The sequence below is a fragment of the Bacillus timonensis genome, from assembly GCF_000285535.1.
Classification (GTDB): domain Bacteria; phylum Bacillota; class Bacilli; order Bacillales; family Bacillaceae_L; genus Ferdinandcohnia; species Ferdinandcohnia timonensis.
Genome location: NZ_HE610987.1, coordinates 265051 through 290855, shown reverse-complemented (window position 1 = coordinate 290855; position 25805 = coordinate 265051). Strand labels below are relative to the sequence as shown.

Genomic DNA, 25805 nt, shown 5'->3' with positions numbered 1-25805 from the left:
AGGAAAGCGGGACGAATTGGAGCCTGTAATCCTCTTCAAAGCCTGGATGAAGAGGAAAGTGGGACGAATTGAAGCCAGTAATCCTCTTCATAGCCTGGATGAAGAGGAAAGCGCGATGAACAAAAGCTTGTAATCCTCTTCAAAGCCTAGATGAAGAGGAAAACTGGACGAACATAAGCTTGTAATCCTCTTCAAAGCCTAGATGAAGAGGAAAGCGGGAGGAACATAAGCTTGTAATCCTCTTCAAAGCCTAGATGAAGAGGAAAGCGGGAGGAATTGAAGCCTGTAATCCTCTTCATAGCCTAAATGAAGAGGAAAGCGGGACGAACATAAGCTTGTAATCCTCTTCAAAGCCTGGATGAAGAGGAAAACTGGACGAACATAAGCTTGTAATCCTCTTCAAAGCCTAGATGAAGAGGAAAGCGGGAGGAATTGAAGCCTGTAATCCTCTTCATAGCCTGTAGAAAGAGGAAATTTGCGATGAACTGAGGCTCAATCTTTAAGAAACCAGTATATGAAAGTTATTATATAAAATCAGTTGACAATTTACCCGTGGGGGTATATGATAACTCGTGTAGTGATTTTTACTACGAAATAAAAATTTTTAGTTTAAAATATACCCTAATAGGTATTGTTTGATGCAATACCATAATGTAATAAAGTAGCCGGGTATATAATCTACACAAAGCAAAAGATACCCATGTAGGTAAATAAATACACAATGCAAAAGATACCCATGTAGGTAAATAGAATCTATTAATTATATGAGGTTCTACCAGGTTGGACCGTGTGGAACTGATATAAAATAAAGATAATCAAATGGAGGAATATAATATGTCAAATAAAGTAGCAATTATCGCAGCAAACGGTGGAATGTTTGATGCTTATAAGGTATTTAATATCGCAACAGCAGCAGCGGCTTCTGATAAGGAGGTTGCGATCTTCTTCACGTTTGAAGGTTTAAACCTTATCCATAAACAAGGAATGCATGCATTGGAAATGCCGGCTGGCAAGGAACATTTTGCTGAAGGTTTTGCCAAAGCGAATGTACCAAGTATTCCTGAATTAGTTGAAATGGCACAAGAATTAGGTGTGAAGTTTATTGCTTGCCAAATGACAATGGATGTGATGGGACTTACTAAAGAAGATTTCGTTGATGGTATTGATGTTGGAGGAGCAGTAACGTTCCTAGAATATGCAAAAGATGCAACTCCAACACTAACTTTCTAATTATTATAGTTTGTTTGCTAATTGCAGTGAGGCATTCCTCACTGCAAAAAATAAAGTGTTGCTTATACCTGTGGGGGTAAGTGAGGGTGGAGGTTCCATTCTTCATTCTTCAACTAAATAATCACAGGGATTTCAGGTAAGATATAGATAGTAAATTAAACACGGAGGGATAATATCTATGTCAAAAAGAGTATTAATTGTTGGTGGTGTAGCTGGTGGGGCTTCTGTTGCTGCGAGGGTTAGAAGATTAGATGAAAGTGCAGAGGTGATCATGTTTGAAAAGGGTCCTCATGTTTCTTTTTCAAACTGTTCATTACCCTATCACTTAAGTGGTATTGTCGAAAATAGTGAGAAACTCGTGTTAATGTCTCCTGAAATGTTTAAAAACCGTTACAATATCGAGGCTAGGGTCCATCAAGAGGTCATTAGAATTAACCGTGACAAAAAAACGATAACTGTAAGAGATTTGTCTACTGATAAAACATACGAAGAACAATATGATAAATTAGTACTTTCCCCTGGCGCGAAACCTATTCGTCCAAACATAGAGGGGATTAACAATTCCAATGTTTTTACCGTACGAAATGTAGTGGATATTGAAAGAATTAATTCATACCTTACGCATAACGGGATTCAAGATATAGCTGTTATTGGTGGCGGCTTTATTGGAGTAGAGGTTGCGGAAAACCTGAAGTTAGCTAACTATCATGTAAACTTAGTTGAGTTTGCAAATCAAGTCATGGCACCTTTTGATTATGATATGGCACAAATCCTTCATAAAGAAATGATGGATCACGGTGTTAATCTTGTTCTTGATGATGGATTAGCTCAAATCGGTGATGGTTTCATCACAACGAATTCTGGTAAAAAAGTGGAGGCACAGGCCGTTGTGTTGGCTATTGGAGTAAGGCCTGAAACTAGTTTGGCAAAAGAAGCTGGTCTTGAAATAGGTGAAACGGGTGCTATTAAAGTGGATCACAATTATGTAACAAGTGACAAAGATATTTATGCGGTAGGGGATGCCATTGAAGTATACCATCGATTGTTACACAAGCCTACAAGACTTGCATTAGCAGGCCCTGCCCAAAAGCAAGCAAGAGCGGCAGCTGACCATATGTATGGAATTCCAAGTAGAAATATGGGTGTAATTGGCTCATCGTCTATCCATCTATTTGATCTCAATGCAGCTTCGACTGGCCTAAATGCGAGAGTTGCGGAACAGGCAGGAATCAAACACGATTATGTATATTTAATGCCTGGAGATAAAGTAGGACTTATGCCAAATAGTAATCCGATGCACTTTAAATTGATTTATGAATACCCAACAGGTCGAATTTTAGGTGCGCAAGCAATTGGAAAAGGAAACGTAGATAAGCGTATTGATGTCATTGCAACGATGATTACGATGAATGGCACATTGGAAGATTTAAAAGACCTTGAACTGACTTACTCCCCAATGCTAGGAACAGCTAAAGATGTCGTTAATCATGCAGCTTTAGTAGGATTAAACCTACTTCAAGGCAGATATAAAGAAGTAAAAGTTTCTCACGTTCGAGAATTAGTAGAAAACGATGCATTCATTATCGATGCTCGTGAAAAAGGGGAATATGAGTCAGGGCATTTTAAAAATGCAATCAACATCCCATTAAGTGAATTTAGAAATAGGCTTGATGAAATTCCACAAGATAAACCTGTATACATCCACTGTCGCTCAGGTCAAAGAAGTTATAATATGGTGATGGCATTGACACATTTAGGATATGAAAATGTGTACAATATTTCAGGCTCATATTTAGGTGTAAACCTTTATGAATACTTTACTGACTTCGTTACAGGTAGAGAAAAAATAGTGACCGAATATAATTTTAAATAACGTAAAAGTATACCTTGATTTGCTAAAAAGTAGGAGGCTAAAAAAAGTGGATTATATCAATTATATCCTCATTGCACTTATTGTTATTTTCATTGTACAACGCTTTGTTCCAACAAAGGGAGTTCGAAATATTACCACTTCCGAACTAAAGAATGAATTAAACAACAAGGAAAAACAATTTATTGATGTTCGTACTCCTGGAGAGTACAAGGGATTCCATATTAATGGATTCAAAAATATGCCACTTCATCAGCTTTCTCAAAAAGCAAATGAACTATCGAAGGAAAAAGAGGTAGTTGTCATTTGCCAAAGTGGCATGAGAAGTCAAAAAGCAAGTAAACTTCTAAAGAAAATGGGCTTTAAGAATATTACCAATGTAAAAGGCGGAGTAAGTGCCTGGAGATAAGCAAAACACGTAGGAGGAAAGAGCATGGAAAAACTAACTGCAAAAGAAGTTGAAACTTTATTAAATGAAGGTAAAACATTAAATATCATCGATGTCCGTGAAGTAGATGAAGTGGCAGCAGGTAAGATTCCTGGAGCAGTGAATATCCCATTAGGGTTAATCGAATTCCGAATGCATGAACTAGATAAATCAAAGGAATATGTAATGGTTTGTCGTTCTGGTGGTAGAAGCGGAAGAGCTTCTCAGTTCCTTGAAGATCAAGGTTTCAAGGTGATTAACATGGAGGGCGGAATGCTCGCATGGGAAGGTAAAGTAGAATAATTTATTGGCACATATTTTACACGTAGGGCAGTTAAGGTTTCGTTGAATAGTCTGTGTTGACTTCTTACTATTAAGTAGGGGTTTGGATGACATTGATTTTATCTGGTCTTTTGCTACTATAATAATATGGGAAGTTTACAAAAAGTATAAGCAGGTACATTCAAAAAGGTTAGATAAACCCTACCGGGAGGGGTCACTTACATGGAATATGATGAAAAAACAAAAAATCGGGTTAAGCGAATAGAAGGACAATTACGTGGTATTTTACGAATGATGGAAGAACATAAAGATTGTAAGGATGTTATTACCCAGTTGTCTGCAGCAAGGACAGCAATTGATCGTACCATTGGTGTTATTGTAAGTTCAAACCTCGTTTCATGTGTACGAAATGCAGATGAAAAAGGAGAAAATACAGAGGCATTAGTGAAGGAAGCTGTGGAACTACTTGTAAGAAGTAGATAAAAAGACCTGTGAGGGTCTTTTTATTTTGACTATTTCAGTTTTTAGTGGCTATGCCTTACCTCCAAGCGTTACTTCGCTTGGGGGTGAGGCCATTTTTATGTTATCAATTATAAAATGATATGAACAAACACAACAAGAAGTGTGAAAGCTATCAAACCCATATGTGTATTTCGTAAACCTTTTCCTTTTTTGTGTTTGGATAAAATCAAACCAAAAATGCTAGCAACTATCATTAATATAACACCTATCAACCCTATAACTCCATCCCCCTCCAATTCCCCTTCACTTATATACATGGTAATTCCATGAATAACACTTAAAGCCAGGGCAAGAATCCCCATTAAGATATGGTATTTTCCAAAAAGCTTAGAAGTAGAAATAAACGTTTTTTTTGATTTTGGATAATTGGTGATTAGCCATTTCATTGAGCGTCTAATCGGAAAAAGAAACCCAGAAGCACCTAGTGTAATGACCGTACCCCAGCCAATGGTCTTTCCCAAATCTTCATATATACCATCCTCGTCATCATGGTGTTCATATGTTTCGTCAAAATCGTGTTCTGCCGATACGATGTTGTTTCCTACTAGTAAGAAACTAAGTGTAAAAACAATAAAAAAGGGGATTAGTAACATTTTGATGTAATTCATAAAATTCGCCTTCTTACTTGAATGATTTATGGATACTAGCATAGCTTCGGAAAATGAAAAATATCTGAAAAACGGAAAGAGGTTTTTTGTACAAAATGTTTTTTACCTTTCATTATTTTTTCAGAAATGAGGATTAATATGTCATTTAAAGGAGGCGAAAATTGTGAAAGTAAGTAAATGTAAGTGGATTATATCGGTGCTCATCCTCTTGATTCTTTTTCCATCTGTCAATATTGCAAAAGCAGATGATGATGACGAGTATGATCATGATAAACATGAAAGGTATGAAAAATACGAAGAGGATGATGATGAGGGGGAATACGAAAATCGAAACTATATTCAGGAAAATCAGTTTCTGCCTTCTTATTGGAATATTTGGACTAGAGACACAAGCACTTCTATAATTGAAAATCTTCCTTTTCAAGAGGCGAAAGAAGTCACGGTTGAAATGAATGGAAAAAATGAAAGTTTTTATATCGTGCCTTTTGATGGACAATTGCTAATTTCTGGTGAAAAATTAGCTGATTTTATAGGTGCGAAGTACATATTTTATCAAGAAAGTAGAATACTTGAAGCTTCAACTGACCAGGTAGAACTCATTATTCGTGCTGGTTCCAATGCCGTTTACGAGAATATGGTGAAAACACCGATGCCAACAAAGGCTCAGTATTTCGAAAAATCTGTGTTTCTCCCCATTTCGGTGATGACAAATGCCTTCGGTTATAGAGTGAACTGGGATGAGGCGAACGGAAACATAAAAATAGAAAAAATTTTGTAGAGGTGATGATTAATGAAAGCGAACATTAAAGCAAAATGGATTGTTGGTATCACAGGGGCTGCATTTTCTGCATTCGTCATAGGCCAAATAAATGATTCCTATCCTGATACAAAGAATTCAACTGCAATGGCAGTGGAGATAAATGATTCTATGAGTGAACGGGAAAAAGAATTAATCCAGCTTGACTGGAGTGACTTTTCCATTCAAGTAAATGACAATCAAGGGGTTGTTGAACGTGATCGTACCACCAGAAGATCATGATGAGATAGACTCTCTACAGGTAAATAGTATGAATACATCTTTTTCTATTGCAATATCAAATGATTTCAATATGGATTGGAAAGAAACCATCATTTCCTTTCTCCATTACATAGAACGGGAATTTTCAAGATTTCGTAGGAACAATGAATTAAGCCGCTTGAATGAAGCCAAAAGGAACTCAATCCTTACTGTTTCGCCAATTCTTTTTGATCTTCTAAAAAAGGCGGAGGAATATCGGGTAATAACAGAGGGACGTTTTTCACCCTATCTATTGACACAGCTGGAAGTGCACGGATATAAGCAATCGTTTCCGTTTGAGATTGCACAGGACATAGAGACAATTCCAAGATATGAAAACGAATATCAGCCCCTACTTTTAAAAGAAGGCTGTCAGGTCATTAAAAAAACCAATCAAAAAATAGACTTTGGTGGAATTGCAAAAGGCTATGCGGTGGAAGCTATATCAAAATGGTTGCAAACTCACACAAGCAGCAGTTATGGAATTGTTGACGGTGGTGGTGATATGTCGATGTGGTCAAAAGGTGATAAAACTTGGGCAATTGGGATAATGGACCCTTTTGATGAAGATAAGGAAATCGGTTCCTTTTCGATTCGAAATGGAGGCGTTGCTACATCCAATACCATCTACAGAAGCTGGATGCAGGGGGGGACCAAGAAACATCATATATTGGATGGAAGAAACGGAATGCCTGCAGTATCAGATATCGTCCAGGCAACGGTTGTGACAGAACATTGTCTAGATGCCGAAGTCAGTGCAAAACTATTATTTATGGACGATGAGAAATCTGTAAAATCAATTTTATCGAAAATCAATCGGAAATTTAGTTATATTCTTGTTAAAACGAATCAGAAAATAGAGATTGGGGGAAGTAGAAAAAATGAGCTTTGATTGGCTTTCCACTTGGAGTTTAATCCGTATATCCGGCTTCCTAGCATACTTTCTTTTTTCACTTTCGATTGCAGCCGGTTTGATGAATCGTCTATATCTTTTTAAAAAGCAAAGGCCGCTATTATTAGAATTGCATAAACTAAGTGGATGGATAGGAATGCTGACGGTTGTATTTCACGCAACCTTACTTTTGGTAGATTCATATATGCCATATCCTGTCTTTGAAATATTAATTCCGTTTACAGCTGAAAATGACCCAGTCATTTCAGGACTTGGTACGATATCCTTTTACCTGTTTTTACTGACCATAGGCACTTCAGATTTTTTCATGAAACAACTGGGACGTTCGTTATGGAAAAAAATACACTTTCTTGTCATACCAGCATGGTGTCTCATGGTCCTTCATGGAATCCTGATGGGGACAGATTCTACCAAACCTTGGGCTGCTTTTATATATGGTGGTGGGACCATTCTGGTCATAATCCTACTAGTCTTTCGCTATGTGGAAAATCTTCTTGAATCCACTGGTAACAAAAAAGGAAAGGTATTGAAAAAAACGCCGTAAAACGGAACGGCGTTTATTTGACATTAAAACGTATGAAAAATTCAGTTCCATTCGCCATCTCACTTTTTACTTCAATCTTTCCTCTGTGGGCATCTACGATTGCTTTTGCAATGGATAGTCCAAGGCCCGATCCTTCTCTATTTCTTGACGAGTCCCCTCGATAAAAACGGTCAAAAATATGACGTAAATCTGTCGGAGGTATACCAGGTCCAGTGTCTTTAATCCGCATCACTATTTCTGAACCTTGTATTGCTAATGAACAACTAATCTTGCCTTGCTTTGTATATCGAACCGCATTATCTAATAGTATATAAACCAATTGTTCTATTCTAGTCTTGTCTGCCTTCATTGAAACACCATTTTGAATGTTATCTTCAAGCGAGAGATTGGATGGGACAATCCTTCTAAATCGATTGACTAACAAGTGAAGAAGTTGGGAAAGATCCAACTCTTCTATATCTAATTCAAAACTCTTCTGGTCATTTCTAGCCAAAAACAATAAATCATTGAGCAGTTTTTTCATCATTTCTGACTCGTGTTTGACATCCTCTAAAATCTCTCTGCCAAATGGACTTAAATTTTCCTGTTCCTCTCTGGCAAGAACATCTATTGAGCTATAAAAAATACTTAGAGGGGTCCTTAGTTCATGTGAAGCATCTGAGACAAACTTTCGTTGCGTTTGAAAAGCCATCTGTATAGGTTTCATTGCTTGCCCAGCAAAAAAATTACCCACCCAGGCAAAAAGTAAACTGAACAATACGGTAAGCAACAAAAGGATCCAAATAATATGTTGAATTAAATGTTTTTCATCTGTAATATCTATACCGATGATCACACTTCCGAGGTCTTTATCATTATCCTGAAGGGGATATCGGATGAAAAGCACGTGTGTCTCCTTTATTTCCACTTCTTTAGTAGCCTTCATAGATAATGATTGAACATCTTTATTGATGAGATATTGAGCTAACCCCTCTACAGTCTCTTCTCCTTCTACTAAATTAGTGCTGTTATCAAATATATAGTAAAAGATATTCTTTTCGGGTTGATATTCTAAACGCTCATGTTTGTGATCACGTTCATATCCTTTTTCATTCTCATGGCTGTGTTCATGCATCTCTTCTATAAAATCATGCTTTTCTTTTTCGAAATAACGATTTAATTGTTCAATTTCTTGGTTTTTTATCGCTCCAGAAATAAAAAGATATAACACTACGATAAAAATAAGTAAAACAATCAGGAGTGAACCTGTATAAATGAGGTTGAGTTTTGATTTTACAGGATTAAATTCCATGATTCCCCCTCAATTTATAGCCAACACCTCTTACATTTTTAATGATAGAGGGTTTGCCGGGTATGTCTACTTTTTTTCGAACTAGCTTTACCAATGCATCCAGTGCGTTTTCTGTAATATCCACGTCAAATCCCCAGATTCTTTCAATCAAGATGTCTCTTGTTAAAATTTGATGTTTGTTTCGAAGTAATATTTCTAGCAGTAAAAATTCTTTCTTGGAAAGCTCAATTACCTGTCCATTACGTTGCACAACATGCGTATTAAGATTCAATTGCACATCTTCCACGGATAGTATTTCTTCGAAAGGCTTCTCAGTCCTGCGAGAAAGTGCCCGAAGCCTTGCTGCAAGTTCCTCAAATTTAAACGGTTTAATCAGGTAATCATCGGCCCCAGAGTCTAATCCTGTAACGACATCAACCAATGAATCCTTGGCGGTCAGAAATAAAATTCCACCTTTATATCCCTTTTTTCGAAGTTTTTCACAGGTTTCAATTCCATTTGATTTTGGCATCATCCAATCCAGAATAATCACATCATAATCAGTCAACATGGCATATTCATATGCACTCTGGCCATCTTTTACCCAATCGACCCTGTGAAATTCCTTCTGTAGTAAATGAAAAATCATTTTTCCTAAACTTTCATCATCCTCTGCAAATAAGATATTCATTTAGTTTACACCTTCTTTGATAACGTCTTTTATTCTAATCATATCAATTGAATCTGAAAAAAAAGTGAAAAATCTAAGACACTTAGTGAACGTATCCCTATACTTTCATTTAAAAAGGGTAAACCTATGATATGTGCCTATAATCCTTTCATAGCTATTTTCAAAGGAGACAAAAAAACAAATGGACTTTATAACGTCTTATCTTGATCAACATGGTTACTTCGTATTATTTTTTGCATTATTATTAGAGCTTTTGGCATTGCCTATACCTGGTGAGGTTGTAATGGGCTATACAGGATATCTCGTATATCAAGGACAACTTAATTGGTTTTTGAGTATTTTAGTTGCGGGTAGTGGAAGTTCGATTGGGATGACGATTTCTTATTGGATTGGTTTTAAATTAGGTTCACCGTTTTTTGAAAAACATGGGCACCGTTTCCATCTAGGTCCGGAAAGACTAAAAAAAGTATCACAGTGGTTTTCAGCCTATGGAAATAAAGTAATAATGATTGCCTATTACATACCTGGGGTTCGTCACATTACGGGTTACTTTTCAGGAATTACACAAATACCATTCCGAAGCTATGTACTTTTTGCATATGGAGGAGCGTTTATTTGGGTAAGTGTGTTTATTACTTTAGGTAAAGTATTAGGACCACAGTGGGAGCAATTTCACGGGGCTGTTAAAAAATATCTAGTGATTGCAAGTGTAATCGTTGCAGTATTGATAGGTGTAATTTATGTAATAAAAAAATACAAGGTTCAAATCAAAGAAGGTACGATGGTGTGGATCAATTTGTTCCACACACAAAGACGTGCAGGGGTATTTATTGTAGGAATTCTGGTGGTTATTTTAGGATTTGTTTTATTGATGATTGGTTTGATACAAGACTTTCTTGCAAATGAGTTTAATGATTTCAATGAAATCGTAGTTTTATTAGTATCACTCATTTTCAATAATAGTTGGGAGCCATTTATGCTATTCCTTTTGAATTTCGGATTGCAGAAAGTGCTCATCGCGATTGCAATCGTTACATTCCTTTTTATCCTGTTGAAAGGGAGAGATAAATTACTTGAAAGTATGTTTCTATTGATTATTTTTGTAGGGGGTGAATTATATGAAGAAATCTTACGACGTTTTTTTCATCAAATCGCCCCTCTACATGGTAAACAAACGGAACCCATTTCTTATTCCTTTCCCAGTGAACAGTCTTTGATGGCGTTTGTCATTTATGGATTCTTTATATTTATGCTTGTACGCCACATAAAAAGCGCTCGGGTACACACAGTAGCAACTATTGGTGTTCTTATCCTTTTTATCTTAATGGCAATTAGTAGAGTCTATTTTAAAATTCAACTGCCAAGTGATATTGTTGCGGGCTACGTTTTTGGGGGAGTATGGCTCAGTATAAATATTCTATTATTGGAAAGTCTTCGGTTAATGCGATTAATGGCAAGAGGGTAAAAAGTGTGTGTTGATAGTAAAATAATTGCGGAGAAAGTCCTAGAGTTTTTGCATAAAATCTGCATATTTTATTGATAATTTAATAACGACTTAAATAAGTTTGAGAGGTTGGTAATAGTGAAAAACAAAAAAATAATGTTAGGCTTGTTTTCCTTATTGTTGGCATTCATTTTAGCAGCATGTGGTGGGAATGATAAAACACCTAAAGCAGATACTGATTCAGACGCTCATGAGAATATGGATATGAACGAGGAAGAATCTGATAATAAAGAGGATATGGATCATTCTGGCATGCAACACTCAGGTTCTGGCGAGGTTCCAGAAGGTCTAGCTGAGGCAGAAAATCCAACCTATCCAATTGGCAGTAAAGTAACTATGCATGCTGATCATATGCCAGGAATGAATGGAGCTGAAGCAACTATTTCGGGGGCTTTTACTACAACAGTTTATTCGGTTACTTATACTCCAACAACCGGTGGTGAGCCAGTGGAAAACCACAAATGGGTGATTCATGAAGAAATTGAAAATGCAGGTGATGAGGCGTATAAACCAGGAGATGAAGTTGTATTAAATGCTGATCATATGGAAGGTATGGAGGGTGCAAAAGCAACGATTGATTCAGCTAAACAAACAACTGTATATATGGTGGATTTCACAGACACAAAAACAGGAGAAAAGGTCACAAATCATAAATGGGTAACCGAAGATGAACTTTCAACGGTTGAATAGTTTTTAAAGGATGAAGTCCCGAACGAGTGGAGCGCAATCTCGGCCGAATATGTGTCAACTTTTTTAAATGAATAAAATTTTACAAAAAAAATGCAACTTTCTGCTTTACATACCTAACGGGGGTATGCTACGATGAAATCAAGTTAGGAGGTTGTGCTATGGAAAGTAAAGCTGAAGAAGTAGCATGTCATACTGAGTGTGAAACGTCAGGCCGAAAAAGCCATCATCCCGAACGTGTGAAAAAGGACTTAACCAATCGATTAAATCGTATTGAAGGTCAAATTCGGGGCATTAAGGGAATGATCGATAAGGACGTATACTGCGATGATGTGATTACTCAGATTTCTGCAACACAATCCGCTTTAAATAGTGTGGCCAAAATTCTATTAGAAGGTCACCTGAAAGGGTGTGTCGTAGACCGTCTTTCGGAGGGTGACAACGAGGTTTTAGATGAATTAGTTGTAACCATCCAAAAACTAATGAAGAAATAAACTTTAAAAGTCGCATATACCCCAGCGGAGTATGGGACAATACAATATATTTTTTAAAGGAGAGAAAAACTATGCAAACAGTAACATTAAACGTACAAGGAATGTCATGTGGACATTGTGTAAAGGCTGTAGAAGGTAGCGTTGGCGTACTAGAAGGTGTCAGCCAAGTAAACGTAAAATTAGACGAAGCTTTAGTTGAAGTATCGTTTAATGAATCACAGGTTTCTCTTGATAAAATTAAAGAAACCATTGAAGATCAAGGATATGACGTAGAATAAGAGTGCTTCCATAGCACTCTCTCATTTTCACGAAAATATACCCCTATGAGGTATAAGGGAGGTAGAGCAGATTATGAGTACCGAAGCAACAGAAGCAAGTAAGTTGAAAGAAGCAAGTATTCAAATTACAGGAATGACTTGTGCAGCGTGTGCAACACGTATTGAAAAAGGGTTAAACAAAATGGAAGGTGTTGAGCAGGCATCCGTTAACTTAGCTCTTGAGAAATCATCGATTAAATATGACTCTTTAAAACTGAGCGAAGCAGATTTTGAAAAGAAAATTGAAGCATTAGGCTACGGTGTCGTGAAGCAAAAAGCAGAGTTCGATATTACAGGAATGACCTGTGCCGCATGTGCAACTCGCATTGAAAAAGGGTTAAATCGAATGGAAGGTGTTGCAACAGCAAATGTCAATTTAGCACTTGAAAAAGCAACAATTGAATTTAATCCTTCTGAGGTTACGGTCGGAGACATCATTGCAAAGGTTGAAAAATTAGGTTATGGTGCACACCAAAAGCAAGAAGATAAAGAACAGGTAGACTACCGCGAGAAGCATATTAAAGATCAACAGCGAAAATTTATCATTTCAGCCATTTTATCGTTGCCGCTTTTATGGACGATGGTAGGGCATTTTTCTTTCACATCGTTTTTATATGTCCCAGATTTCTTAATGAATCCGTGGATTCAATTAATTTTGGCGACACCAGTACAATTTATTATCGGGAAACAGTTTTATGTAGGTGCCTATAAAGCACTTCGTAATGGAAGTGCGAACATGGATGTTCTTGTTGCAATGGGAACCTCAGCCGCTTATTTTTATAGTGTTTATCAAGCAATTGTTACAGCGGGAACCCACCACATGCCACACCTGTACTTTGAAACAAGTGCGGTGCTGATTACACTTATTCTTTTAGGAAAGCTATTTGAAGCAAGAGCAAAAGGGCGTTCATCAGAAGCGATTAAAAAATTAATGGGGCTTCAGGCAAAAACAGCCGTAGTTGTCCGTGATGGAGTTGAAAAAGAAGTTCCTTTAGAAGAAGTTGTCATTGGTGACACCATTTTAGTAAAGCCTGGTGAAAAAATTCCGGTAGATGGTGAAGTAATCGAAGGAACAACTGCTGTAGACGAATCCATGTTAACAGGAGAGAGTTTACCAGTCGATAAAACGTCAGGTGACGTCTTATATGGCTCAACGATTAACAAAAATGGTTTTATTAAAATGAAAGCCACAAAAGTTGGTCGTGACACAGCATTAGCCCAAATTATTAAAGTTGTAGAGGATGCACAAGGCTCAAAAGCACCGATCCAACGTTTGGCGGACCAAATTTCGGGAATATTTGTTCCAATTGTAGTGGGGATTGCTATTCTTACATTCTTAGTGTGGATTATATGGGTCAGCCCGGGAGAGTTCACTCCAGCACTTGAAGTATTAATTGCCATCCTTGTGATTGCTTGTCCATGTGCCCTTGGGTTAGCAACGCCGACATCTATTATGGCAGGCAGTGGTCGTGCAGCTGAATACGGGATTTTATTTAAAGGCGGCGAGCATTTAGAACAAACCCAAGGTATTGATACAGTAGTCGTCGACAAAACTGGTACGGTAACCCACGGTAAACCCGTTTTAACAGATGTTTTAGTAGCCGAGGGTCAAGATGAAGAGAAGTTTTTATCACTGATTGGGGCAGCAGAAAAACAATCTGAGCATCCACTCGCACAAGCGATTGTTGAAGGTATCGAAGAAAAAGGTATCGTACTTGGAAATGTTCAATTTTTTGAAGCAATTCCAGGCTATGGTGTCATTGCAACTGTTTCTGGTCAAGGTGTTGTCATTGGTACACGTAAACTGATGCAGCAATACGGAATCGAAATAGAAACGGTTTTACCAGAGATGGAAAAATTAGAGACTCACGGTAAGACAGCGATGCTGGCTGGTATTAATGGAAAGTATGCAGGGTTGGTTGCCGTAGCGGATACAATAAAAGATACATCTAAAGAAGCCGTAAGTCGCTTACATGATATGGGTATTCAAGTCATTATGATGACGGGAGATAACGAACGAACAGCACAAGCTATTGGAAAAGAAGTAGGTGTTGATTCGGTTATTGCAGAAGTGCTTCCAGAAGGTAAAGCAGAAGAAGTGAAGAAATTACAGCAGCAGGGTAAAAAAGTGGCGATGGTCGGTGACGGTATAAATGACGCGCCAGCACTTGCTACCGCTGATATTGGAATGGCCATTGGTACAGGTACAGATGTAGCCATGGAAGCTGCAGACATTACACTCATTCGTGGTGACCTTAATAGCATTGCGGATGCAATCTTGATGAGTCGCAAAACAATGCGAAATATTAAGCAAAACTTATTCTGGGCATTTGCGTATAACACAATTGGAATTCCAATTGCTGCAGCGGGATTACTTGCACCATGGGTAGCAGGTGCAGCAATGGCATTTAGTTCCGTGTCGGTTGTCTTAAACGCATTACGACTACAACGAGTTAAATTAAATAAATAAAGAGACACATCGGACAGGTATCTTGAATCCAATATACCTGTCTCTCTGTCCCATACACCAATACAGTCCATGGGTGTGGTGATATGAACATGTCATAGGTACAATGTAGCGGGCGAGTATTCCTGTTCCATTCCTATTTTAATAGAATTGTAAAAAAACGTAAGGAAAAAGGTCGAGTTTTGTTCATACAATCTTTATCAAGCTATAATTTTATCTACAAACTGTGTTAACATCCCTTTTCTAAAATATAGTTGAATACTATTTTAGATAGGAGATGGGGAAAGATGAACAAAAAATTGCTAATAGGTGCAGGTGTTGCTCTTTCGTTACTGGTAAGCCCATTCAGTCAGGCATTTGCAGCAGAACCAACTGTCGGAGAGAGAAAACAAGTGGATAATGTAGCACACCGAGGAGCAACAGGTTATGCACCTGAAAATACAATTGCTGGTTTTGATTTAGCAGTTGATATGAAAGCTGATTATATTGAAATCGATGTTCAAAGAAGTAAAGATGGCAATTTAGTAGTGATTCATGATACAACAGTGAATCGTACAACAGATGGAACAGGGAAAATAGGGGAGCTAACTTTTGAGCAACTTAGAGGTCTGGATGCAGGAAGTTGGAAAGGAGAACAATTTGCAGGAGAACAAATTCCAACTTTTGAAGAGATTCTTGATCGTTACCGTGGAAAAGTTGGTATATTAATAGAATTAAAAGCTCCGGAGCTTTATCCTGGTATTGAAGAACAAGTTGCAGAAGCATTAATAGAACGAAATCTTGATAAACCGCAAAATGAAAAAATCATTATTCAATCCTTTAACTTTGATTCGATGAAAAAAATGAATACTCTACTTCCTAAAGTTCCAATCGGTGTATTAACGTCTAACCGTGCACATACAACACCGGAGGCTCTTCAAGAATTTGCAACTTATGCGGATTGGTTTAACCCAAGCTATGGAATTGTGACAGAAGAATTAGTGGAGCAAGTGCACTCTCTTGACATGCAAATTGGATCATGGACGGTACGTAGTCAAGAAGCAGCAGATTTCCTTTTCGATATGGGAGTCGACGCAATCATTTCTGATTATCCAGATTATGTAGATCCTAGAAAGTAAAATTCAAACTGTAGATGAAGAGAAAATAAAAGTAGTTTTAATGAAAGCCTAAAAACGGCATCCAAACGTGAAAAGTTGGATGCTGTTTTTTGATATTTATACAGGACTATATTCCTAAATTAATTTCGGGCTATTTATCGTCATGTTCATTCAATTATTAATTTGTTATTTTTAAAATATACCAAAAGAGGGAGGGACATAGTAGTCGACACTTAAAAAAATTTCGTTGGAAGGAGATAATTAATTGAAATTGAAAGCGTTTACCAAACCGTTTGTTATTCTTTTTGCTGTATGTCTATTAATCGTTTCTTCTTTGCTCTATAGTATCCCAGTTCATGCAGAAGTAGAAAAAGGTTTTAAAGAGCCTATCAATTTGGGTTCTACTATTCAAAGTATCGCAATCTATGACTCTACATATGGTACTGAAGATGGACGAGATATGATGTATACAACTGCGAGTGGAGATCCAGCTATTTTTCAGGTTATCGACTTAAAAAGTCAGGAAGTAGTTAGGACATATCCCTTAGAAGGAAGTGGGGCAGTTTGGACACATATTACGGTTCCTAATGGAAATGTCTATATTGGTGGCAATGGATATCTTTATGAATATTCCCCAGAAACAAAAGAAGTAAAAAATGTAGGGGGGATAGGAGAAACTGTGGTATACGGTTTATCCTACGATGAACAAGGACGTGTTTATTTCGGTTCATATCCAAATGCTAAGGCTGGCCGATATGATCCGAAGACCGGAGAGATGAAGGATTATGGTAGTGTTGCTCCGGGACAAAGCTACTCCCGATCCACTGCTTATCATAACGGCTATTTGTATGTAGGCATCGGTGTTGATAATCGCATCGTAAAACTAAATCTAGAAACAGGCGAATATGAGGCGATACCGGTACCTGATCATGTTGTTCCTGGAAGTAGTGTATGGCAATTAGACGCGGCAGGAAAATATATCATAGCAGGTGTAGGTGGAGGAAGTAATACACTCCTGTTTTATAATACAGAAACAGGCCAATGGAGCGATACGTACTATACAAATAATAAAGGGTTACGCCTGATTCATGGCCTCCCTGGAAGCAACAAAGTATACTTCTTACAAGGAAGTAGACTGAAGGAAGTCGACCTAAATACGCTTGAAGCAGTTGATACAGGAGTAGTGTTTGGTACCTTTTTACGAAACACAAGCTGGGTTGAAATTGAAAATGATCCGGACTTCCCTGGTCAATCATTAGTTACCGTTCAATTTGGCGGTCAAGTCACGTATATGAACCTGCAAACAAAAAAAGTAAAAACCATTCAATACCCAATTGTCGGAAATCCTATTCCAATTCAAACATTGGAAAAAGGTCCCGAAGGTAATCTTTATTTAAGTGGTTATCCAGGTGGGAAAGGCGCGGTCTTTAACCCAGAAACAAATGATTACAAGAATTTCACGTTGGGACAAGCAGAAGGTATGGTAGCTCTTGGCAACAAAATGTATTTTGGGGTTTACCCGGGTGCTACTATTTTTGAAATGGATGTTACGAACCCAGCACTCTCTACTAAACAAATTTATGATATCCCAAATCAGGATCGTCCATTTATTATGTCTGTAGTCAACGAACAATTATATATTGGTACAATACCTGACTATGGCCATTTGGGAGGTTCATTAACCGTACTGGATCCAACCGGTGCAAAAGATGCGGTGGTGTACGAAAATGTTGTTCATAACCAAGCGATTGCAGGACTAGAAGAAGTCAATGGAAAGCTATATGGTTCAACAACTGTTGCTGGCGGATTAGGAATAGACCCTACAGAGCCTGCTGCTAAAATATTCGTATGGGATATTGAAAAAGGTGAGAAGATCACTGAATTTGTTCCAGAAATACCAGGTGTTACTGTTCAGCCGAAGTTGATTAGTGGAATGAGTTTGGGACCAGACGGTTTGTTATGGTCAGCAGCGGGTGGAACAATCTTTGCAATGGATCCGGAAAGCTTAGAAATTGTGAAGAGCAAAAATATCTATCCTGAAGTAACAGACTTTGGCAGATGGAGACCGATTCATATCCGATGGAGTGAAGACGGACTTATGTACACGACTCTTGCGGGTAAACTAACTGTTATTGACCCTGATTCATTGGAGCATGAAACACTTGCTGAAACCGAGTTGATGACCATCGGTAACGATGGAAATATTTATTATGCTGACAAAGCCAACTTGATGAAAATTGAAGTAGCAGAAACGTTAGAATCCTCACTGAAATTTGTCCAACAGCAAACAGCTGCAGGAAAGATCACGAATTCAGTAAGTAAGCAACTTTCTACATCGATAACTTCTGCTATTCATCATCGCGACATGGGAAGACAAGAACAAGCTGCAAAACATTTACAAGATGCCATCAAACATCTTGAAAATGCAAAAGAAACAGATATAACTGACGATATATCGATAAAACTACAGAGAATCCTCAACTCAATCGAAATATAAAAAACTCTTTTCTAAAGGTAAAGGGTTCCGATTTCGGGTGCTTTATTAATAACTAACATTCAAAATGATGTGTGAATTAGCGCACGTCATTTTCTTTATTTGCTAAAGTCCTTACCCTATATCTTCGTTTTTGACATACAATTGACACTCATTAGTATGATAGAAAATAAGGGTTGAACAATGAAAAAAGGTTGTTCAAAACTTCTCTCAATTACAATGCCATTTCGAGAACCTACCTTATTGGTTGTGGGACTAGGCTATGCGACCAGGCTGTTGAATAGACGGAAAAATTCCGCCTATTCAGTAAAAAGTACTGAAAATAGCCTAAACAGACGGAGAGATTCCGCTTATTGACTCTAAAAATAGGATTCAGAAGGGCTTTTACTTTGGATAAAAGGAATGCCTCCGCCTATTTAGGTCTAAACGAACGCAATTCGTATATTAAACGGAAAACCACCGCTTATTTATTTTCAGCAGTTTCTCAAGAATGGCAAGACAACTCACAGGAAAGCGGCCACCTGCAGCGAAAATTAACGGGGTTAAAAGCAACAATGTTTACGACAAATAGTAAAAAAAGAAATCCTGACTGTTTCAAAGCGGTCAGGGTTCTTTTTGTTATGGGAAGTTTTACTCATTGATTTTTTTATTATTTTAATATAATATTATTAATTCAAGATAATTGAATCTAAGATAACTGGAGGAGAATGTAACAACATGAATATTTTAGTAGTAAAAGCAAATAATCGTCCAGCTTCTGAAGCTGTTTCAAGTAAAATGTATGAAACTTTTATCAAGAACATAGAAGGTGTAAATGTAACAACTTTTGATGTTTTTGCAGAAGACATGCCATACTTTGGACAAGATGTATTCAATGCTCTTGGTAAAGTAAATTCAGGTGAAGAAATGACAGACGTAGAACAACGAATTCTAGCTGCTAAACAAAAAGCAATGGATGCATTAACAGCAGCAGACGTAGTTGTATTTGCGTTCCCATTATGGAACTTAACAATCCCTGCTAAATTACAAACATTCATCGATTATGTATACCAAGCAGGATACTCATTTAAGTATGATGAAAATGGCCAACTTGTTCCATTATTGACTGACAAAAAAGCTGTTATTCTAAGTGCACGCGGTGGTATTTACTCAACACCTGAAACAGCACCAATGGAAATGGCTGCTACTTATATCAAAAACGTTGTTGGTGGCGTATTCGGTATGGAAATTGTAGAAGAAGTCATTATTGAAGGTCATGCTGCAGCACAAGATCAAGCTGAAACAATTATCGCTGAAGGTCTTAAAAAAGTGGAAGCTGTAGCTAAAAACTTATCAGCAGTTTTGGTTTAACTATAATTAAATCTAGTATTTAGCCGTTATAGACGATAAATATTATAATGATAAAAGTGCTACTCAGTTGAGTGGCACTTTTTTTATAATACGAAAGAGTTGAGGGGAAATCTTACGATGGAAATTAGATAAATTATTAACATTTTGGACAGATTAAGCTTACTTACAATTAATCAACAAAGGAGGATTTTCGATTGGCTACCGACAAAAATAATAATAGCCAGGCATTTAAAAGAAAATCGAAGCCAAAGTTGAAAAAAGATGACATAACTGTTGTTGACACAGACTCCGCACGTAAAGCTGTTGTGGCAACTGCAGTCGGAAATGGAATGGAATGGTTTGATTTTGGCATTTATTCTTATCTAGCTGCTACAATTGGACAAGTATTTTTCCCTGAAGTAAGTGGTCCGATGCAACTAGTATATGCTTTTGCCACATTTGCAGTAGCCTTCATTGCTCGACCAGTTGGTGGTATTTTCTTTGGGACTCTCGGGGACCGTTTAGGTCGTAAAAAGGTTTTAGCTATTACCTTAATCATGATGGCTCTATCCACGTTAAGTATTGGCTTAATCCCTGGCTATGCATCTATTGGATCCACTGCAACGGTGCTTTTACTTGTTGCTCGTTTAGTTCAAGGGTTTTCAACAGGTGGAGAGTATTCAGGTGCTATGACATTTATTGCTGAATCCACACCTGATAAAAAAAGAGGTTTCATGTCAAGTGGTCTAGAGGTTGGAACCTTAGTTGGCTATATTGCTGGAGCAGGTCTTGTTACGTTGCTCACCTTTATTTTAGGAGAGGACACAATGTTAGATTGGGGTTGGCGTATTCCCTTTTTCGTATCAGCCCCTATAGGTTTAATTGGCTTTTATTTGCGAAATAATTTAGAAGAAACGCCAGCATTTGAGGCAATGGAGGAAAACAAATCAGGCGATGATGATTATTATTCTGTAAAGGAAATTCTAAAATACCATTGGAGAGCCATCCTTATCGGGATGTTTGTGGTCTTCTTTTATATTGTTGTAAACTATGCTGTTTTATCTTATATGCCGTCTCATTTAACCGCTGTTCTTGGATATGGAGAAGCAGAAGGGCTATTATTAATTGTGATTGTAATGGTTGTTATGATTCCAATTGTTCTATTAATGGGATACTTAAGTGACCGTATTGGGGCCAAAAAGATTATTCAATTCGGTTTAATAGGGTTGATCCTTTTAAGTATACCCTCTTTTCATCTGATTGGAAGCGGAAACACCCTTTTAGTATTTTTAGGTTTAATGATTCTTGCTATATTTTCCTCTTCTTTTCAGGGAACAATGCCAGCACTTTTGCCTTCCCTCTTTTTTACGAATGTGCGGAATGGCGCATTAGCCATCACATTTAATATTTCTGCATCCTTGTTCGGTGGTACAACACCTTTAGTTGTATCTTGGTTAATTAGCAAAACGATGAATGAAATGGTACCTGCATACTATCTCATATTTGCATCTATTGTCGGTATCATTGTTGTAACCATCTTTCTAAAAGATCCTTCAGGAAAAGCGCTTCGTGGTTCACCACCAGCAGTTGAAGAGAAAGCTGAGATAAAAGAAATTTTAGAAGAACCAGAAGAAGCATTATGGTGGCATGAAGAAAAGAAGGAAATTGAAGAGCGGATTGAAAACAGTTCAGATGAACAGAAGTAACTTAATAAAATAATCTTTTTCAGTTCAGACTCGGATGTCGGAAAAAACTTTTTCGATAGCCGAGTCTTTTTCGTTCCGTTATGTAACATGTATAAATCATAGATTTCCTAATATAATTAAGAGACGGAAGATTCCATAAATTCGAATAAATAGGAGGGGATTTAATAAATTTGCGAGCGCTATCAATAAATTCTAGTCGGTGGGAGTAACAGGGGTTTGTCAATTGGAATTATTCTTTATAAATGCATTTCTACGCACCTTTACTAATATTTGAGAAAAGGGGATGAAGGATGAGTAAACAAAAATTTACCACACTTTATGTGATATTTAGTATAGTTCCTTTTTTGATGTTAGTCTTTCCTCTATTTGAAATTGGAAATCGGGCAACACCTATCATAATGGGATTACCATTTTCTTTTTTTGGGTCATTCTGTGGATTGTTATTACGTTCGTAGCACTTATCGTTTTATACAGAATGGATCCTGATAAGGAGGATGATGCGTGATGCCCGGTTATCAAATGGCTCTAATAATGATGATTGGTTACTTAGTTATTGCGTTAATCGTTGGAATAATGGCCGGAAGAGGGCGAGATAGCGGGTCGCTTGATGAATTTGCGGTAGCAGGCAGAGGAATAAGTCTGTTTGTTATGTGGTTTCTTATGGGTGGTGCCGTTTTTAGTGCATTTTCCTTTTTAGGAGCCCCAGGATGGGCATATTCAAAAGGTGCTCCTGCCTTATACATTATTACGTATACAGCATTCGCTATTTTACCGTGGTATATTATTGGTCCTAAGGTTGGGAAAATTGGGAGGAAACATAATCTTTATACGGTTGCTGCATTTCTTAAAGGGAGATTTAAAAGTCCTGCAATCGCCGTTATTGTAGGATTGATTGCATTATTTGCCTCTGTTCAATATTTAGCGACTCAAATGTCAGGTATGGCGATTATTTTTGATATCATGACAGAAGGACGAATTCCTATCTGGTTAGGTGCACTAATTTCTTATGGAATTGTGGTTATTTATGTGGCTACAGGCGGATTGCGTGCCGCAGCCTGGTCCGATGTTTTCCAGGGATTATTAATGATTATCGTTTCCTGGGTCGTTGGTATGACGATTGTCTATCAATTACATGGCGGTCCAGCAGATATGTTTACAAAAATGGTGGCGGAAACACCTGAGTTTTTGCAAATTGGTAAAGAAGGATCATCGATGGGCCCAATCGCTTATACAACCACGATATTAATATCTGTAATCGGATTTTTAATGTGGCCACATTTATTTTCCAAGTCGTACGCTTCGAATTCACGAACAATTAAAAAGACCGTACTAGCCTATCCAGTTTTTGCTCTTTTCCTCGTTCCGCTCTTATTGGTGGGATTTGCAGCCAAAGGAGTTGTAGATTCTAGTGAACTTGCAAACTCCGATCAAATTTTACCATACTTAATTACAGTTGTTATGAATTTACCAGGTTGGCTGTATGGACTGGTTGGTGCCGGAGCTCTTGCTGCAGCAATGTCAACAGCAGATGCAATTACCCATAGTGCATCTTTAGAAGTTACTGACGGAATTATTAAAAACATTTGGAAGAATCTATCTGATAAAAAGACATTGTTAATCATGCGAATTGGTGTTTTTGTAATTGGTGCGTTGGCATATTATATTACTGTTTTTGGAGGTCAGGGACTCATTGCCTTGTTGCTCGGTGCATATGGTTCAATCGCCCAGTTCGCACCGGGTGTATATAGCGCATTATATTGGAGACGCGCCAATGCAAAGGGAGTCATTTCAGGTCTTGTCGTTGGAACATTAGTAAACTATTATTATCAGCTTGTTGCCACCTCGACACCATTTGAAATCCACGCAGGTATTTTAGGATTAATCGCAAATATCGTAGTTATGGTTACTGTCAGCTACTTAACAAAACCACAAGACGAAGAAGATGTTAAGAAATATGTAGATGCTGCATAAAAAAATGATATCGTCGGTTTCTCAAACCAATGAGACCGACGATTCTTTGTTTAAAATGAAGAGTAATTCCTAGTATATGGTAGCTATTATGAAAGGAAGGGGCTATGTATGAAGGCGGATATTGTTTTTATGAACGGTGAAGTTGTTACGGTTGACGATGATAATAGTGTTGTAGAAAGCGTTGCTGTGAAAGGGAATCATATAATAGCAGTTGGTTCAAATCAAGAGATTCAAGAATATATTTCTCATGAAACAAATGTGATTGATCTCCATGGGAAATCGGTGCTGCCTGGTTTTATTGATGCCCATCTACATCTGACGATTTATGGAACGAACCTATTAGGCGTAAGTTGCATAGAACCTCATATTCAATCATTGGAAGATTTATTTACCGATTTACAAAAAAAAGCGGAAGAAACACCAAAGGGTCAGTGGGTACGGGCATGGGGATTTAATGAATCAAAATTAAAAGAAAATCGTTTTCCAACAAGGCAGGAATTAGATAAGGTTTCTACTGATCACCCAATTGTAATTATTCGTACATGTAATCATACTTCGATTGCAAACAGTAGAGCGCTAGAAATTGCGGGGATTACAGAAGACACGGTAAATCCTGATGGTGGGATTATTGGACGCGATAAGAATGGTGCTCTAACAGGGGCATTAATTGAAAATGCACATATGCAACTTTTTGAATACGCAAGTTATACGGATGAAGAAATACGTAAAGGCATGAAGCTTGCATCGGATGAATTTATTCAAGCGGGTGTTACAAGCATACATGATGCCGGAGCATATGGGGATGGGGCAGAATCCCTCCGAATTATGCAGCAGGCAATTAAGAAGAAGGAAATTCAAGTGCGCGTGTACGCAATTATTGGTTCGTTAACGAACTCTCATGAATTTGTCGAGAGAGTGGTGAAAGCAGGTCCAATCTCAGGACTTGGCGATGATTATTTTAAGATTGGTCCTGCTAAACTGTTTACCGATGGAAGCAGTGTTGGCCCTACAATTGCAACGCGTGAACCATACTCTCATAATTCAAATGATTATGGTATTACATATTACAGTCAAGATGAATTGAACCGAATTTTAGGAGAAGCCCATAAAAAAGGTTTTCAGATCACTGCACATGCCCAGGGAGATCGTGCTGTTGAAATGGTACTGGATTGTATTGAAAAAGCATTGGAGGAGCATCCGAGAATAGATCACCGTCACCGGGTCGAACATGCTGGCATTTCATCCGCTGATTTGCAGAATAGGATGCAGAAATTGGGTGTAATCCCAATCCCTAATCCTGTTTTTATGTATGTAAATGGGGATAAGTATCTTGAATACTATGCTGACCGGGTGAATGTTATGTATCCACTTCGTGATTTTATAGACAAAGGAATCATTGCAGCAATCGGTTCGGATGCACCTGTAACATTTGTTAATCCTCTACTTGGGATTCACGCTGCAGTAAACAGAAAGTCTTGGAAGGATCAATTGGTTGGGGAAAACCAGCGTATTGATGTTATCGAAGCAATCCGGGCATATACTTACAATGGCGCCTATGCCAGTTTCGAGGAAGCTAAAAAAGGAAGCATTGAGGTTGGCAAACTAGCTGATCTTGTTGTTTTAGATTCAAGTATCTTACATGCGGAATCCGAAAAATTAAAAGATATTAAGGTTGAGTTAACCATGGTTGATGGAGACATTGTATTCCAATCGAAGCAATTAATTACTAAATAGATGATTCATTTAATAGGATGTACGGCGAGGCCATAGAGGGCAGTTGGCAAGTTAGAAGATGTTAACCAAATAGATGATAGAAAATCAATGATTTGATGTAGAATAAGAGTGCTTTTATAGCACTCTCAGACTGTTGACAAACGCTAGCATACTGCGTTGCTTGCCTCGCTCGTCCGCTCATGAAGGCAACTTCTATTCGCGTCTTCGCTCAGCTGCGCGCCTTGTCTGAAAAGCACTTTCAATACAGTCTGGGACTTGATTTAAAATTTAGATATCCTTAAAAATTCGTGTAGACAAAGTCAACACTGACTTTGTCTACACTCTGAGAGTGCTTTTATAGCACTCTCTTATTTTTATAAAAAACATACCCCGTACAGGTATGGCGGAGGCTATGAGTAGACAAGTCATAGAAGCGAGTACAACATAGAACACTAATATGAAATAATTCTAGAAATTATCCTGCGGGGAAACAGACTTCCCACAAAATGTTGAGTTCGTGCCCCTTAGAAAAAGGGCAAGTTGATGACCGCCCTGGACACTTAATTGACTTTATGGCAACCATTGGGATATTTCTAAAGCCAGCTATCCTAG

24 protein-coding genes are annotated in these 25805 nt (G+C 37.8%); 21 read left to right on the top strand and 3 right to left on the bottom strand.

What is annotated here, in order from left to right:
- Positions 1-834 precede the first annotated feature (834 nt).
- The 5 genes from BTHG_RS15765 (at position 835) to BTHG_RS15745 (ending at position 4292) form a co-directional block, all read left to right on the top strand.
- On the top strand, positions 835-1230 hold the full coding sequence (locus BTHG_RS15765; protein ID WP_010677697.1) for a DsrE/DsrF/DrsH-like family protein: 396 nt from the start codon (positions 835-837) through the stop codon (positions 1228-1230).
- Positions 1231-1408: 178 nt separating this feature from the next.
- The gene (locus BTHG_RS15760; RefSeq protein ID WP_010677696.1) at positions 1409-3103 is read left to right on the top strand and encodes an FAD-dependent oxidoreductase; all 1695 of its coding nucleotides are present in this window, start codon (positions 1409-1411) and stop codon (positions 3101-3103) included.
- A gap of 46 nt (positions 3104-3149) precedes the next feature.
- Positions 3150-3509 (top strand): rhodanese-like domain-containing protein, encoded by a 360-nt coding sequence (locus BTHG_RS15755; protein ID WP_010677695.1) that lies wholly within the window; start codon positions 3150-3152, stop codon positions 3507-3509.
- A gap of 24 nt (positions 3510-3533) precedes the next feature.
- Positions 3534-3830, top strand: a complete 297-nt coding sequence (locus tag BTHG_RS15750; RefSeq protein WP_010677694.1) for a rhodanese-like domain-containing protein — start codon at positions 3534-3536, stop codon at positions 3828-3830.
- Positions 3831-4031: 201 nt separating this feature from the next.
- On the top strand, positions 4032-4292 hold the full coding sequence (locus BTHG_RS15745; protein ID WP_010677693.1) for a metal-sensitive transcriptional regulator: 261 nt from the start codon (positions 4032-4034) through the stop codon (positions 4290-4292).
- Between the two features lie 107 nt (positions 4293-4399).
- Here BTHG_RS15745 and BTHG_RS15740 read toward each other — a convergent pair whose 3' ends face one another.
- Complete coding sequence (locus BTHG_RS15740; RefSeq protein WP_010677692.1) at positions 4400-4939, bottom strand: hypothetical protein; 540 nt, start codon at positions 4937-4939, stop codon at positions 4400-4402.
- A gap of 163 nt (positions 4940-5102) precedes the next feature.
- Here BTHG_RS15740 and BTHG_RS15735 point away from each other — a divergent pair, with 163 nt between their 5' ends.
- The 4 genes from BTHG_RS15735 to BTHG_RS15720 are packed head-to-tail and all read left to right on the top strand — an operon-like array spanning position 5103 to position 7453.
- Positions 5103-5717 (top strand): copper amine oxidase N-terminal domain-containing protein, encoded by a 615-nt coding sequence (locus BTHG_RS15735; protein ID WP_010677691.1) that lies wholly within the window; start codon positions 5103-5105, stop codon positions 5715-5717.
- 12 nt (positions 5718-5729) lie between these two features.
- Entirely contained in the window at positions 5730-5978 is a 249-nt protein-coding gene (locus BTHG_RS15730; RefSeq protein ID WP_010677690.1) for a hypothetical protein, read from the top strand.
- Positions 5953-6888, top strand: a complete 936-nt coding sequence (locus tag BTHG_RS15725) for an FAD:protein FMN transferase (protein WP_010677689.1) — start codon at positions 5953-5955, stop codon at positions 6886-6888. Before BTHG_RS15730 ends, BTHG_RS15725 begins: the two co-directional genes overlap by 26 nt.
- Positions 6878-7453 carry a ferric reductase-like transmembrane domain-containing protein gene (locus BTHG_RS15720; RefSeq protein WP_010677688.1) on the top strand — a complete coding sequence of 192 codons (576 nt, stop codon included), beginning with the start codon at positions 6878-6880 and terminating at the stop codon, positions 7451-7453. The genes BTHG_RS15725 and BTHG_RS15720 overlap by 11 nt, the downstream gene beginning before the upstream one ends.
- A gap of 13 nt (positions 7454-7466) precedes the next feature.
- Here BTHG_RS15720 and BTHG_RS15715 read toward each other — a convergent pair whose 3' ends face one another.
- Complete coding sequence (locus BTHG_RS15715; RefSeq protein ID WP_010677687.1) at positions 7467-8744, bottom strand: sensor histidine kinase; 1278 nt, start codon at positions 8742-8744, stop codon at positions 7467-7469.
- Positions 8734-9414 carry a response regulator transcription factor gene (locus BTHG_RS15710; RefSeq protein WP_010677686.1) on the bottom strand — a complete coding sequence of 227 codons (681 nt, stop codon included), beginning with the start codon at positions 9412-9414 and terminating at the stop codon, positions 8734-8736. Before BTHG_RS15710 ends, BTHG_RS15715 begins: the two co-directional genes overlap by 11 nt.
- A 181-nt stretch (positions 9415-9595) precedes the next feature.
- On the opposite strand from BTHG_RS15710, the gene BTHG_RS15705 reads away from it, so the two are divergent.
- From BTHG_RS15705 to BTHG_RS15645, 12 genes are all read left to right on the top strand, one after another.
- Positions 9596-10879, top strand: a complete 1284-nt coding sequence (locus tag BTHG_RS15705; protein WP_010677685.1) for a VTT domain-containing protein — start codon at positions 9596-9598, stop codon at positions 10877-10879.
- Between the two features lie 117 nt (positions 10880-10996).
- The gene (locus tag BTHG_RS15700) at positions 10997-11608 is read left to right on the top strand and encodes a YdhK family protein (protein ID WP_010677684.1); all 612 of its coding nucleotides are present in this window, start codon (positions 10997-10999) and stop codon (positions 11606-11608) included.
- A 158-nt stretch (positions 11609-11766) separates the two neighbouring features.
- Positions 11767-12099, top strand: a complete 333-nt coding sequence (locus tag BTHG_RS15695) for a metal-sensitive transcriptional regulator (RefSeq protein ID WP_010677683.1) — start codon at positions 11767-11769, stop codon at positions 12097-12099.
- 71 nt (positions 12100-12170) lie between these two features.
- The gene (gene copZ, locus BTHG_RS15690) at positions 12171-12377 is read left to right on the top strand and encodes a copper chaperone CopZ (RefSeq protein WP_010677682.1); all 207 of its coding nucleotides are present in this window, start codon (positions 12171-12173) and stop codon (positions 12375-12377) included.
- Positions 12378-12450: 73 nt separating this feature from the next.
- The gene (locus tag BTHG_RS15685) at positions 12451-14886 is read left to right on the top strand and encodes a heavy metal translocating P-type ATPase (RefSeq protein ID WP_010677681.1); all 2436 of its coding nucleotides are present in this window, start codon (positions 12451-12453) and stop codon (positions 14884-14886) included.
- Between the two features lie 284 nt (positions 14887-15170).
- Positions 15171-16001 (top strand): glycerophosphodiester phosphodiesterase, encoded by an 831-nt coding sequence (locus BTHG_RS15680; RefSeq protein ID WP_010677680.1) that lies wholly within the window; start codon positions 15171-15173, stop codon positions 15999-16001.
- A 244-nt stretch (positions 16002-16245) separates the two neighbouring features.
- On the top strand, positions 16246-18477 hold the full coding sequence (locus tag BTHG_RS15675; protein WP_010677679.1) for an FIMAH domain-containing protein: 2232 nt from the start codon (positions 16246-16248) through the stop codon (positions 18475-18477).
- 386 nt (positions 18478-18863) lie between these two features.
- Positions 18864-19115, top strand: a complete 252-nt coding sequence (locus tag BTHG_RS15670; protein ID WP_010677678.1) for a hypothetical protein — start codon at positions 18864-18866, stop codon at positions 19113-19115.
- Between the two features lie 76 nt (positions 19116-19191).
- Positions 19192-19824, top strand: a complete 633-nt coding sequence (locus BTHG_RS15665) for an FMN-dependent NADH-azoreductase (protein ID WP_010677677.1) — start codon at positions 19192-19194, stop codon at positions 19822-19824.
- Between the two features lie 194 nt (positions 19825-20018).
- Entirely contained in the window at positions 20019-21509 is a 1491-nt protein-coding gene (locus tag BTHG_RS15660) for an MFS transporter (protein WP_010677676.1), read from the top strand.
- 504 nt (positions 21510-22013) lie between these two features.
- Positions 22014-23480 carry a sodium:solute symporter family protein gene (locus BTHG_RS15650; protein WP_010677675.1) on the top strand — a complete coding sequence of 489 codons (1467 nt, stop codon included), beginning with the start codon at positions 22014-22016 and terminating at the stop codon, positions 23478-23480.
- Between the two features lie 108 nt (positions 23481-23588).
- Positions 23589-25214 carry an amidohydrolase gene (locus tag BTHG_RS15645; RefSeq protein ID WP_010677674.1) on the top strand — a complete coding sequence of 542 codons (1626 nt, stop codon included), beginning with the start codon at positions 23589-23591 and terminating at the stop codon, positions 25212-25214.
- Positions 25215-25805 lie beyond the last annotated feature (591 nt).